The 13982-nt window shown below is 45.8% G+C and carries 11 protein-coding genes; 9 read left to right on the plus strand and 2 right to left on the minus strand.

Annotated elements, in window-relative coordinates:
* Positions 1-27 precede the first annotated feature (27 nt).
* From ACFQZR_RS08395 to ACFQZR_RS08425, 7 genes are all read left to right on the plus strand, one after another.
* A complete protein-coding gene (locus tag ACFQZR_RS08395; protein WP_379344754.1) occupies positions 28-2370 on the plus strand; it encodes an ATP-binding protein in 2343 nt (780 codons plus the stop codon).
* Entirely contained in the window at positions 2363-3019 is a 657-nt protein-coding gene (locus ACFQZR_RS08400) for a response regulator transcription factor (protein WP_018754853.1), read from the plus strand. The genes ACFQZR_RS08395 and ACFQZR_RS08400 overlap by 8 nt, the downstream gene beginning before the upstream one ends.
* 87 nt (positions 3020-3106) lie before the next feature.
* Entirely contained in the window at positions 3107-3919 is an 813-nt protein-coding gene (locus ACFQZR_RS08405; RefSeq protein WP_379344756.1) for an ABC transporter permease, read from the plus strand.
* 187 nt (positions 3920-4106) lie between these two features.
* Complete coding sequence (locus tag ACFQZR_RS08410) at positions 4107-4844, plus strand: energy-coupling factor transporter transmembrane component T family protein (protein WP_379344758.1); 738 nt, start codon at positions 4107-4109, stop codon at positions 4842-4844.
* Positions 4845-4887: 43 nt separating this feature from the next.
* Positions 4888-5475 carry an ECF transporter S component gene (locus ACFQZR_RS08415; protein WP_379344760.1) on the plus strand — a complete coding sequence of 196 codons (588 nt, stop codon included), beginning with the start codon at positions 4888-4890 and terminating at the stop codon, positions 5473-5475.
* Entirely contained in the window at positions 5472-6911 is a 1440-nt protein-coding gene (locus tag ACFQZR_RS08420; protein WP_379344762.1) for an ABC transporter ATP-binding protein, read from the plus strand. Before ACFQZR_RS08415 ends, ACFQZR_RS08420 begins: the two co-directional genes overlap by 4 nt.
* Positions 6912-7018: 107 nt before the next feature.
* Complete coding sequence (locus ACFQZR_RS08425) at positions 7019-9745, plus strand: putative bifunctional diguanylate cyclase/phosphodiesterase (protein WP_379344764.1); 2727 nt, start codon at positions 7019-7021, stop codon at positions 9743-9745.
* Between the two features lie 9 nt (positions 9746-9754).
* Here the strand turns inward: ACFQZR_RS08425 and ACFQZR_RS08430 are convergent, their stop codons facing one another.
* On the minus strand, positions 9755-10228 hold the full coding sequence (locus ACFQZR_RS08430; RefSeq protein ID WP_018754859.1) for a MarR family winged helix-turn-helix transcriptional regulator: 474 nt from the start codon (positions 10226-10228) through the stop codon (positions 9755-9757).
* Between the two features lie 166 nt (positions 10229-10394).
* On the opposite strand from ACFQZR_RS08430, the gene ACFQZR_RS08435 reads away from it, so the two are divergent.
* Positions 10395-10814 carry a DNA/RNA helicase gene (locus tag ACFQZR_RS08435; protein WP_379344766.1) on the plus strand — a complete coding sequence of 140 codons (420 nt, stop codon included), beginning with the start codon at positions 10395-10397 and terminating at the stop codon, positions 10812-10814.
* 70 nt (positions 10815-10884) lie between these two features.
* Here the strand turns inward: ACFQZR_RS08435 and ACFQZR_RS08440 are convergent, their stop codons facing one another.
* Positions 10885-12147 carry a BaiN/RdsA family NAD(P)/FAD-dependent oxidoreductase gene (locus tag ACFQZR_RS08440; protein ID WP_379344768.1) on the minus strand — a complete coding sequence of 421 codons (1263 nt, stop codon included), beginning with the start codon at positions 12145-12147 and terminating at the stop codon, positions 10885-10887.
* Between the two features lie 218 nt (positions 12148-12365).
* On the opposite strand from ACFQZR_RS08440, the gene ACFQZR_RS08445 reads away from it, so the two are divergent.
* Entirely contained in the window at positions 12366-13982 is a 1617-nt protein-coding gene (locus ACFQZR_RS08445) for a two-component system sensor histidine kinase NtrB (protein ID WP_379344770.1), read from the plus strand.

Genomic DNA, 13982 nt, shown 5'->3' on the forward strand with positions numbered 1-13982 from the left:
AAGATGGGTTACGTTAGGAAAAATCGAATGTTCTTCGTGTTGATTGCCGCAACACTGCTTGTCCTGTACTTTTTGTACACCGATTTGAGAGTTGCGTACATCGGCTTGGAAGTGAGAAAAACAAATGACAGCCATTGGGTCATACGCAATGTTGAACCGAACAGCCAAGCCTATAAATTGGGGATCCGGCAGGGTGACCGTGTCATTTCGATCGATCATGCGGATGTCGAGTTTTACCCTAACGTAGGACTGTTGTCTTCCATTGATTCCATTGAGACGGAGCGTGACGGAAAAGTCACACGGTACCAGTTCGATCTTAAGTTGGGTCAGCCTGTATCCATGGAGCAGACTATCTTACCCATCTGTTTGTATACGGTATTACTGTTTCTATCGATGTTCCTATTGTATAAGAAAAGAGAGGATGCTGCGGCACATCTGCTGATCCTCTTTTTTCTCGCTGTATCGATAAGTTATGTAAGTGCGGGGGCATCCGCCCGTAAAGATTATATCGGTATGCTCACCTTATGGGTGACTATCTTGCAGATTCCGGTCATCTTTCTTCATTTCCTATACCGGTATTTCAACCAGAGAAATCTGGAAATTGTGAAATTCCATGTCATTGTTACTATGTATTGCGTTAATGGACTTATTCTAGCAATGAATAGTCTAATCGTATTTACGAGTCTAGGACAATACTTTTTCGATGGGTTAGCGATGCAATTGCTGCTACTCTCATTCTCGATTGGGACGGCCATTAGCATTCTCATCTTGATTACGAGTTATCGCAAATATCGTAACACGACGTATCGTCCGCTGTTTAAATTCATGTTATTCGGTAATTTTATGTCGTTTTTTCCTTTTGTCTTTTTGTATGCGCTCCCGTGGATCTTGATCCATCGCGAGATTATCTCGGCGAGTACGGCAGCGATTTTTCTGTTTCTATTACCCATTATTTATGTATATTTGATGGCTGCCAATCATTTGCTTGATATTGAGTTTGTGCTCGATCGATTGCGCTATTATTGTCTATTAGCTGTCATTCCAACTTCGTTTATTCTCATTGGAGTCTATTTTTTAGTCAGGCAGAGTGAGGATGTATTCATCAAATGGGCTCAGATGTTCTTATTTATATATATCGGTGTTATTTTGTTTTTATATGTCAAAGACATGCTCGATTTCAGGTTCCGCAAAAAGCTGTTCATCGGTACCTATAATTTTCAATCGAGTCTCGATCGATTCTCGAGTCAGATTAGCAAGATGATGAAGGTTCCCGATCTGGAGGAGCGTCTGCTTCGCGAAGTGCTCGACGTACTTCCCGTAAAGTCAGCAGCGCTGCTAGAGATGAAGAATGATGAGGGATGCATTGTTTTCATCCGTTCGCAAGGAGATTTGCTTCCGGAGCAAGAAGCGCGCCTGACGGAGGAATTACAAGGCAAGATTCATGATTATGCAGTTGGTGATTGCATTAAGATTGATTCGGGACTCTGCTGTGTCATCGGTAAGCATCAGAGAGGGCACAACCTGTTATGGATTAGCAGCAAAGAGAATCGTGTGCAGTTTAACCGTGATGAACTTGTTTGGTTACAGACGATTTCCAATTATGTCAGCATGGTGTACGAGAATTTACAACTAATTGAAGGAGTCATTATGGACTTAGAAGTGCGTTCACACGGAAAGGCTCCTGCATGGGTGCTCCGTATGCTATTTCAATTAACTGAGAAGGAAAGACGTCGGCTCGCTGCGGATCTACATGATTCTGCGCTTCAAGATCAATTGTTATGGTATCGCAAGTTAGAGATGATTCTGGAAGAGACGGCGTTCGATACAGAAGTTAAGGAAAGACTCACCCAGATCAAAGAAGGCCTGCTGGATGTCGTGCACCAGATTCGTGAGACGTGCAATGAATTGCGCCCACCGTTCCTGAAGGAAATGGGAATTGTTGAAGCGATTGAGAATCTATGCAACTACGCACAATTCCATTCGAACTATTCGGTTGATTTTAACTATGATGGCTTTAATCTAGAACTTGATGATGAATATGTGTTGACGATCTATCGGATTACGCAAGAGTTAATGCGGAATACGACCAAGCATGCCAAAGCGTCAAATGTCGAAATATTACTGCGTCAGAATCATGAACATATCGCGTATGTCTATCGTGATAATGGCGTTGGGATGGATATGGTCCAACTGCAGTCTTCTTTCAGCCATATGGGGCTGTCCGGAATTCGTGAACGAGTATCTGGGTTCGAAGGGGAGACGATGTTCCATTCTGCCGTCGGTGAAGGATTCGAGGTCATTATTACGCTGCCTTATCAGACCGTGCCGAGCAGCCAGTACGCCATTGCCAGGGGGGTCGTAAATGATTGAAATTTTGTTGGTAGATGACCATCCATCTGTTGGAGAAGGCACGAAGATTATGATCGAGAAAGAGCCGGATATGAATGTCACGGTTGTCTTCTCAGGTCTCGAAGCGCTTCAACTGATTCGAGAGAATAAATACGATATTATGTTGTTCGACCTGAATATGCCTGGAATTAGTGGACTCGAGTTGACGCGCAGGGTGATGTCGATCAATTCGGGGTTCACGGTTCTAATCTACTCTGGCTACGATATTAGCGCACACTACAATATATTAATCGAGTCTGGCGTGGCAGGATTCATCAGCAAGACATCGTCTCGTGAGCAGTTGATTGCGGCGATTCGATGTGCGCTGCGGGGTGAAGCCGTCATTCCGATTTCGCTCTTGAAGCAGCTAAGGCGCAATGACATTCGTTCTGGAACGGGTCTCAGCCAGAAAGTTGAAGATGTCTCGATCAATGAGAAGGAACAAGAAATTTTGCAAGAAGTCGCCAACGGGTTAAGTAATAAAGAGATCGCAGGATTGCTCATTATGAGCCAGCGGACGGTCGAATATAACTTAACAAGGATATTTGAGAAGTTGAATGTACGATCAAGATCTGAGGCGATTATTGTAGCCAAACGGCTTGGACTGATTCATATTCAAGAGTTTATGTAGATAACGAACGTTGATAATGGATATAGAGACGGGGGATATGATGATTTGTTTTGAGGAAGAACTATGAGATTGATTGGGAGCGTGATCGTGCGGGCTTTCATAGAACAAATCCGTACGCGATTCTATCTCGTTACAACGTTCTTCATGAGTCTATTCGTCATTGGTACATGCTATGCGGCCGACGGACAATCCCTTGCCGAACTTCCTATTTCCAAAGGGGAAGTGTATCTGCCTATTTATATTTTACTCGCCGTATTATTCGTCATTATCGTGGAATGTGGGGTATCGGCTGGGAAATCAATCTATCGTGATCGCGAGCTATTTAAGATAAAAGTTCATAAACGGTATAAGGACTTTGCCTTGATATTTACGGGGAAAATTATCGGGATTGGTACCGCAGGTGTGATCCAACTCCTGGTTATCATCATTTTATCTCTGGTGTTATTGGATTATTGGCAGCTTGAGGCCGTGATGCTGAATTCGCAAATTTGGCTAGATTTACGTCATTTGACGCCATCCTTATTCGCATATATGCTGTTATTTTTCGTCCTAGGTTATGCGCAGTATGTAGGATTATATGTCACGATCGGTTCGGTGCAGAAAAAAAGCTATATGCTGTTGTTGATGTTCATCGTAACCATTCTATTTATCGCAATGATCATGTTGTGTTTCTTCATTCCTGGTGTAGATCATGAGTTGCTGCTCAAAGTAGGGTCGATGTTCCCTTATTCGGCGCCGTTCTTTATGATTATTCGTCTAAGTACAGAGGATCTGACTTGGTTTCAGTTCATGATGCCGGTGTTCATCATGATTGGAGCGATATGGATTAGCAATTGGCTCACGATTCGTTACTATGAAGTCGTGATTCGCAAAATGAAGAAGCCGATCTCCCTGGTGTAGGGGGATTGGCTTTTTTCTTACCACATCAGAAAGTATAAGTTTTCGCAAATGTAGCGAAAACTTCTTTTTGATTGGCGATAAAAACAACCGCTGAACGCGGTCGCTCATCTTCGAGAATACATCGATAGAAGTTTTTCTCATGGGGATAGACATTTGTCCAGGTTTCCCCCATACTGATACACAGAAAATGAACGACGGAGTTGTACTGATGCACCCACTCGCTAAATTAATTGCTGTTCTCTGTACTACGATTCTCGTACTCACGTACTCCACTGCTATGATTCAAGGGGTCATCTTCCTTGTAGTTGTGGCCATAGGGTTATCGCTTAGGAAGCATGTAAGACGTGTTTTTGGTAAAATGGCACGTTATATGCTCGTATTCGCCATTCCGTTCTTTTTCATCCAATTGATTTGGCTTCCTGGCAGCACGCCTTGGTTCACATGGGGGCCTCTGCAGGTTACCTATGAAGCACTCAATTATGCCGCTGCGATTACGTTCCGACTGATGACGTTATTTCTTACTTCGGCGATGTTCATGGCAACGACCGAGCCCCGGGATGTCGTGCTGATGTTGACGCAGCAGCTTCGTGTGCCGTACCGCTTTGCCTACGCAGTATCGCTTGCCCTACGGTTTCTGCCTATCTTGTCCGAAGAAACGGAGACCATTCGCACAACCCATCAGATCCGTGGGATGAAGCCACCTAGGGGTGTACGGGAGCATGTTCAGGCATGGAAGCGATTTTCGATCGCGATTTTCACGAATTCAGTTCGCCGCATGCAGATGACAGCAAGTGCGATGGATACCAAAGGGTTCGGTGCATACCCGGAACGGACATATTGGCGAGAGAATCCCGTTTCCATTTTTTCGTATGTTGCCATGGGGGTATACGTAGCAGCAACGGCGATCTGTTTATATCGTTTTTAATTTTATTTATCATATCAAATTACAAGCAAAGGAAGATGAAAGCATGTCTACTCCGACAACCAAACTTCAACGTTTTACAACGATTGAGATTGTATTGATGGCGATATTGGCTATGGCGAATGCGGTATTAACCGTATTCCTATCTTCAGTGAATCAATTCTTAACGACACTTGGAGGACCGATTGCAACCTCTACCATCGTTGGCATCTATATGATTTATGGTGTACTTGCGATGTATATCATTCGTAAGCCAGGAACAGCATTTATTACGTTCATGATAGGTGCGACGGTTCAGACCCTGCTCGGAAATTCTTATGGCATGGCTGCATCTGTAGTGGCTGCGCTATGTTATGCACTGGCGGTTGAGCTGATCTGCATGCTCTTCCGTTATAGACGATGGAATGTGGGTGTAATGATGACCATTGGCTTCTGTGCTGTACCGCTATGGTTTATTTTCGCCGCGAATATGTTCGGCTATCTGAAATGGGGCCTGCCGCAACTGACGATTGCACTCATCGTACGCTGTATTAGCGGGATCATTTTGTGTGGATGGCTTAGCAAAATGATTGGGGATGCGATGGTGCGTACGGGGTTACTCCGAACTTTCAATATTGGTAGAGATGTCAAATGACACGAGAGCATGTTCTGATCGAATGTGATCAGGTGACATATACCTATGAGGGGGAGGAGCGCCCTGCTGTTCGGGATGTGTCGCTGACGATTAGACAAGGAGAATTCGTAACGATCTACGGGCCGAATGGCAGCGGGAAATCGACCTTATGTCAGATGATGAATGGTTTAATTCCCGGACAAATGGGCGGACAGATGCAAGGTAAAATGACCGTACAGGAGTACGAATTGCAAGGCCATGCAGAAGAAGTCCATCAGTTGTCACCGCAGATCGGTTTTGTCTTCCAAGACCCAGATGCGCAGTTAGTCGTGGGCAGCGTAGAAGATGAGCTTGCCTTTGCTCCAGAGAATTTGCGTATAGAGCGAGCGGAGATCATCCGGCGATTGGAAGAAACACTTCGTCAGGTTGCAATGGAGAATTATCGGGATCGCCATGTGCATCAACTCTCTGGCGGACAGAAGCAGCGGATTGCTATCGCCGCTGTACTAACCATGAAGACACCTATTCTAATCTTAGACGATGTCACCTCGAGTCTCGATGCAGCAGGCAAGCAATCCATCTTCAAGCTACTGCATGCCCTGCATGAACAAGGGGTCACTTGCATTGCGACTGCATCGCGATTCGATGCGATTCCACGCGGGACAACGCGATTAATCACGATGAAATCGGGTGAGATTCAATCGGACGAGTCCATTACGAATGTGAAGCAATTACCCGTATTCCTATCATCTCTAGAATCCGTGAAGACAGCGGAATCCAAGCGACATATTGCCGTTGAACCGATCATCGAGGTGCGTGAGCTTACGTATCGATACCCGAATGGTCATGTTGGTCTGAAGCCTTGTTCATTCGATTTATTCCCTGGGGAGATTGCGGCGCTCACAGGCCCGAATGGGTGTGGAAAGTCTACGCTGACGAAGCTGCTTATGGGTCTGCTCCCGGCAGCTAAAGGGACAATTCGTATGCAGGGTAAGGATATTAGCAAGTCCTCAATCTATGATCGTGCGAAATGGCTTAGTTATGTGCATCAGCAGCCAGAACATCAGTTTATTGCGAATACGGTCATGGAAGAGTGTATTTATAGTTTACGTATGATGCGAGAGCGCCGTCCAGAGTTGACATCAGATCAGAGTTTGATAGAGGAGCAAGGCGAGCAGATGCTCAAGCGTATTGGATTGTATGAGAAGCGGGATCGGCACCCGTTCCAGTTGAGCCAAGGGGAGAAGCGGCTCTTGAGTGTTGCTTCGATGTGGTTGACTGATCCGAAGCTGCTCATTCTGGATGAGCCGACGAGCGGCCAGGATTTAGCGAATACACAGAGGATGTTCGAACTCTGTACGGATATGGCGGAGCAAGGAGTATCTATCCTCATCGTTACACATGATCAGCGGTGGATCGAATCGTGGGTGACCCGGACGATGCAACTTAGTTCATAAGCGATCAAAAGCGAAAAATATAGGGATTCATCAACCAATAAGTAGGAAAAACAAATTAATTGTCGAACCTATTAAAGTAAGGTTTTTCCATAATTTTGCTATAGAGGGTGTTCGATCTGTCTCGCAAGCTGAATCCGCTTTCTACCTATCGCGCATTGATTGCACTTGTCTGTTGTATTGGATTAGCGATGCTCGGGACGCAATGGGTCATTGATTTTTCGTATGGTGCGCGAATTTTCTTCAGTAGCGCATTTCTATTTATTATCTTGTATTTATTCGGACCTTACTGGGCAAGCGCATCTGCGATTGTCGTGAGCATGGTGTCCTATTTTGTGCTGGAAAGCTCGATATATGTGCTCTTAATTTGTGTTGAAGTCATCGTTGTCAGTACCGTATTTACGCAGAAGAAGCGATTCCTGTTCATATGGGATGGGCTGTTTTGGCTTTTCCTGGGGGCGCCTTTAGCAGGGTTAATTTATTATTTGCAGATGGGCACATATGCTTCAGAGATGTATCTGCAAGTTTTTATGATTGCAATGAGCGGATTATTGAACGGCTTATTAGGGGATGTCATGATTACCTATCTCCCATGGAGGCGATTATTCCCGAAGCTGAAGAAACGAACAATATATTTGAATCAGCTATTAACGCATCTCTCCATTGCGGCAGTCATCGGACCCTTTCTCCTAAATATGTATATGGATAGCTTTCAAATTCGAAATCGGGTGGAACACGATTCTAGGTTGCTGGTGCAGACGCAGACGCAGCATATGCTGAATGAGATCGAACGTCTCCAGCAAGAAGCGAGAGTTAAACGCACGACACTTCAAAAAACAATTCTTGCAGGCGGCCTCGTACAAGAATTGGTCAATAAATCGGCGAATGGCCCGATCTCGATTGGATTGTTCTACTCGAACGGCCAACTTGCGGGCTCGACGGACGGCAACACATTCCTGCAGCACTACAATCGCATGAAGGCCGAGGAAATGACGCAGATTGAATCAGAAGCTTCGCTGGAAGAGCTAGGCGCGGTAAGCACCAAATTGAAGACGAAGAGCTACTTCTATCAATGGATTCCGGTCAATACGCATTACAGCTATGAGACATGGCGGTGGAACCATGGTTATTATGTGTTAATTACGGAGTTGCAGGGCTTGAACCCGAGCAAGGTCGTTGCCTATATCCCGATATCGTATTATCAGCAGGGAACGATTCTAGCTTATACCAATAAGTTTATTGTGATGTTCACCTTTTGCTTGGTTGCGGCGATTGTCTCGCTGTTCTTCAATTCATATCTGATGTTATCGCTTAATCAATTGATGAAGATGACGACAGACTTACCTGAGAAATTGAAGCGTCAGCAAGTATTCGCATGGCCTCGAACGGCGATCCACGAGATTGGATCCTTGGTGACGAATTTCCGAATCATGTCGGATCGCGTAGTCGAGATGTTCCATGAAATGCAGCATATGAACAGTCAGTTAATCGAACAGACCGAGATGCTCGCGAAGTCGGAGGAACGTCTGGAGCAGCTGGCGTACTACGATTCTTTGACAGGGTTGCCGAACCGCTATCAATTCACGGTCTATCTCGAGCAGGCGATCACCGATGCTTCATTGCATGGGCAGGACCTCGCTGTGATGTTTATGGATTTGGATCGATTTAAACATGTGAATGATACGCTCGGTCATGATGTCGGGGATATGCTGATCGCCGATGTATCCAGACGATTGTCCAGCATCTTCCATGACCGGATGCAGCGATCCAGCTGTGCAAGGCTAGGTGGGGATGAGTTCGTCGTCGTCTTGCAAGACGTGAAGCGGAGTGAAATTGACCATTATGCCGAAGTGATTATTGAGAAAATATCAAAGGCTTTCCTAATTTCGTCTCATGAATTGTTCGTAGCGGCAAGCATCGGGATCAGTCTATATCCGCAGGACGGCGATAGTCTAACATCCATGCTGAAGAATGCCGATACGGCGATGTATGTTGCAAAGGACAAGGGTGGCTCCTGTTATCAGTATTATCATGAGATGACGACGGAGCATATCCCGGAGCGAATGATGATGGAGAATCAATTACGCAAGGCCCAGGAACGCGGCGAATTGCTGCTGCATTATCAGCCATTACTCGACGATCGTGGGGAATTGATTGCCGCAGAAGCGTTGATTCGGTGGAATCATCCGATTCATGGCTGCGTTTCGCCATCGCAGTTCATTCCGTTAGCTGAAGAGACCGGACTCATAATACCGATTGGGGAGTGGGTGCTTCGGACCGCATGCCTACAGCATTTAGCGTGGGCTACGGAGGGCCTCTCCAAAATTCAGATGAGTGTGAACGTATCCCTGCGGCAATTTTCCAAAGATGATTTTGTTGCATCGGTAGATCGTGTATTGCAAGAGACGGGATTTGATCCGCGGTATCTAATACTAGAGATTACGGAAGGTTATGTACATCACGATATGGAACGTGCCATTGACGTCTTGAGACAGCTGAAAGAGCGTGGTATCCAGATTGCGATTGATGATTTTGGTACCGGATATTCTTCATTAAGCCGGTTGCGGAATCTACCGATCCATATGATCAAATTGGATCAATCGTTCGTTCGCCATTTGCCATCTGATCAGGTGAATGCTTCTATTGTAAAGACAGTAATCCAGCTCGGCCATAGTCTTGAGGTTGCGGTGACAGCGGAAGGAATTGAGACAGAAGAGGAGCTTGCGTTCTTGCGAGACAGCGGCTGCGATAAATTCCAAGGTTATTTGTTCAGTAAACCAATAGAAGCGGATGTATTTGCGTCCATCTATACCGCAGCACTGACAGGAAGAACCTGACCCAAGAGGTCAGGTTCTTTTCATTGTAGACGGAGTTGTTCGATCCGCTGTGGTACCTAATTTTTTGAGTAGGCGCATCGTTAATGCCTTCTCTTCTTCCGTTAGACCGCTCATTGCTGTAGCAATCGCACGGGTATGTTCGGAATATATCTTGTCCATCACGGCTTTACCTTCATCTGTGAGTTCCGTATTGATGACACGGCGGTCTTTGGAGCAATGCTTGCGCCGTAAGAGTCCAGTCTGTTCGAGTTTATCAATGACATAGGTTACGTTACCGCTCTGGAGGAGCAGCTTGGAACCAATTTGTTGGACGGGTTGAGATCCTTTCAGATACAATACTTCTAATACAGCGAATGCGGTAGGGTTGAAGCCTTGTGTTTTGCTGCTTAGATTGAAATGCTCAGATACGCTTTTGAACGCTTTGGCGAATACGTGGAATAATTGAACGGATGGATCTAATCGTCTTTCCTCAAGTTCCTGCAAACTCTGCACCCCCTTTATACGATCGGTTATGCGATTATCTTACGGGATAAATAGGTTAAATTTAAATAACTTTTATCACATCTAATGATTCTTGTGAACATGAATCTTCCTAGAAAAGGGTATAGTAACGGGTAGGTATTGAATTTTGATGAGAAGGGGGGATTCGATGCAACACACAGCAATTTCGTTTCAATTCCGTGACCCTCACAGCGCGAAGCTAGCTTATGATATGATGCAAGAACTTGGCTACGAGCCGATGCTCGACAATGCTGTAGGGACGCAGTTGCATATTCATGTGGAACATACCGATTTAACATCGGCGCTAGAGATTGCTCAAGCGTATGGCGGCGAGTTACAGGAGCAAGCTGAGATGACGGAAATGGCTGTTCATGACGAAGCCTACGGCTTGGACCATTTCATCCCCGTTCCTGCCCATGTGGTGAACGAGGATTGGGTGGATGGCTACGCAGACGGTCCGGCATTTCGCGAAGCCGATCATTATGAGAATCTAGATCTGCGAGATGAAGATCATTTGGCTTATGTTGATGAGACAACGGATCATTTCTCAGGCGAAGTAAAAATATAGCGAAAATACCCCAAAAAGTGTACACACAAGAAGAAGGTGGCGAATCGTAATGATCCGCCACCTCTTTGTTTTATTTACATCGCTCAGCTGCGCTCATCCCAGCCGTATAGCCTGTTGTGAAGGCCGCAGTAATGTTATAGCCCCCCGTATAACCGTGAATATCCATCACTTCACCGCAGAAGAAGAGGCCTGCCGCGAGCTTGGACATCATGGTCTTCGGATCGATTTCCTTCAGATGTATGCCCCCGCCGGTGACGAAGGCTTCTTCGATGGAGAGCGTCCCGTTCGCCTGCATCGGGAATTCCTTCATCAGATTCGCGAGTGTAAGCCAAGGCTGCTTCGGAATGTTGTCGAAGGTTGTATCTTCCTGAAGGACTGCAAGTGTAAGTAGCAAGGGAATCATCCGTTCAGGAAGCAGAGGTTTAAGGACATTCTTAATCGCTTTCTTCGGGTCTTTTCGTGCTAAATCCAAGGATGCTTGATAGAGTTCATCAACGGACATATTGGGAAATAAATCAACGGTCACGCGTATCAAGCGGGTATCGAATTTTTTCTGTGCTTTGACGACAAACTGGCTTGCGCGAAGCGCTGCGGGACCCGATATGCCGAAGTGGGTGAACAGCATATCTCCTTCATGTTCAATGATTTTCTTGCCCTTCGGATTCCACACCGAGAGTGTAATATTCCGAAGCGACAAGCCTTGAAGCTCCTTACTGCGAATGAATGGCTCCTGGACAGTAATCGGGACTTCCGTGGGAAATAATTCTGTAATGGTATGACCGGCTTCCATCGCCCAAGGATAACCGTCACCTGTCGAACCGGTCTGTGGAACAGACTTTCCGCCTGTCGCGATGATCACGGTGCGGCTGCTTACTGTCTCCCCTGACCGGAGCCGTACGCCGACGGGGACATTGTCGCGATATTGAACCTTGTCGACGGGACGGTTGGTGCGAATCTCTACCCCGAGCTTTCGCGCCTTGCCAATCAGAGCATCCACAACGGTCTTGGCTTTATCCGAGACTGGGAACATCCGCCCACGATCTTCTTCTTTAAGGGCAATCCCTAAATTTTCGAAGAATCGAATGATGTCTTTATTGCTGAAATGTGCGAATGCACTGTGCAAAAATCGGCCGTTCCCCGGAATATATTGAATCAGCTCGTCGATCTCCTTCGCATTGGTCACATTACAGCGACCGCCGCCTGAAATCCCTAGCTTCCGTCCGAGCTTGTCCCCTTTATCGATCAATAGCACCGAAGCTCCGTGCTCCGCGGCTGCGATGCTGGCCATAAGTCCCGAAGGTCCCCCGCCGATGACGATGACGTCATATTTCATGATGATGTGCTCCTTTAATTCATTTTCATGACTCTATTGTAACGTGTTTCGTTCTTGTTTAAAATTCTAAACTCTAAAACGCATATATTGTAAAAACCTGTAACTTGTGATTTAATTCTTGTAATTATATATTCCTGAGGCCGGTGATCGTTTCTGTGATTTTTACGCCAATTAAAGAAACCTTCTTACAAGAACTCATTGCATTGTTACCTGCATTTATGCTTCAAATATGGACAATGAAACCCAAATTATCCGGTCTGCTTAGTAATTTCAGAATATTGTTTGCGTTTTTCTGCATGGTTGCCTATCTATTATCCATGGCTTTCACGTATTGTACGCCCGATGATTTTTACTATGATTTCCGAGTTGTCCCCCTATTGATTGGCATTCTGTACACTGGATTTCGATCGAGTATTGCGATGGCTGCGGTTTATATCGGTGCGCACTTTCTGTTCTTTGACCATGAGATGTTATGGAATCTTCCAAGTGATGTTGGCCTCTATCTCATTCCTATCGCTATGTATTTTATTCCTCAATTTCGAGTAGGTGATGCATCCAAGCGTGTCCGCATTGTCACGTATATCGTTGTTGTTGGGATGATTCTTTCTTATGTCGACTACATAGTTAGTGTTCGCAGCATGATGGTTCAATTGGATTTTTCTAAAGTTCTATTTGAAGTGCTGTTTAGCGGGATTTGTATGCTTACAGCCTATTTATTGCTATTTTTCATTGAAAGTATTCTAGAGAAGATGTCATTGCAAGAGCAGCTCCACCAAGTATCGGGCCAATACCATCAAGAAGCGCAGAAAATGAAGCAGCTCATCGATGCCACACCGCTCGGCGTTATGTCGGTCGATAAGATGGGGAATGTGACGGCGATTAATGATATGATGCTGCGACTATTCCAAGTGCAAGGCCAAGTACGAAGCGAAGACCTGATTGGGAAGCCGTTCAATTATTTGCGCAAGCATTATGGCATGGAGTATCCGGATATTCAGTTGGCACGTTCCTTGCAAGGCGAGAAGACCAATGCAGAAGTGCTCCAATATAACGAGAAAATACTCATCTCCACGATCTCGAGTATTCGTAATCCGAAGACAGATGAAGTTGTAGGTGCGGTAGGGATGGCGCATGATGTGACGGAGCTTCAAATGCTGCGCACGGAGATTGGCAATTTGGAGCGACTTAGTCTAGTTGGGCAAATGGCGGCGAGTATTACCCATGAGATTCGGAATCCGATGGCCGTTGTACGAGGGTTCGTCCAATTGATGCGCGAGAAGAGCGATCAATCGCTGCATGATTATTATCGCATTGTGTTAGAAGAATTGGATCGCGCGAATATGATTATAAATGACTTCCTCTCCTTGGCGCAGAATCGCATTGTGGAGACGGAAGAGAGTCATCTGCACGATATTGTAAACGATTTAAGTCCTCTCCTGTGGGCGGATGCGAATTTGCGCGGACTTGGGATTGAGATGCGTTTTGCATCAGATGTTCCACATTTGTATTTGAATGAGAAGGAAATTAAGCAATTGATATTGAATCTAGTGCGTAATGGCATGGAAGCGATGAATGGCAAGGGGACGTTAACGATTGAGACGAAGCGGGTGAAGAATGCGGTTCAGCTCATTGTTCAAGATACAGGGGAAGGCATCCCGCAAGACACGCTGGACAAAATGTTCGAACCGTTCTATACGACGAAATCCAAGGGTACGGGCCTTGGTCTGCCACTGTGTCTGAGTATCGTAGAGCGGCATAAAGGCAAGATCGCCGTTGAGTCTGTAAAGGGACATGGGACGACATTCGTCGTTACCTTCCAAGCAGATGTTGCATAA

Origin of the sequence: Paenibacillus sp. GCM10027629, from assembly GCF_042676425.1 — a bacterium.
GTDB lineage: Bacteria > Bacillota > Bacilli > Paenibacillales > Paenibacillaceae > Paenibacillus_K > Paenibacillus_K terrigena.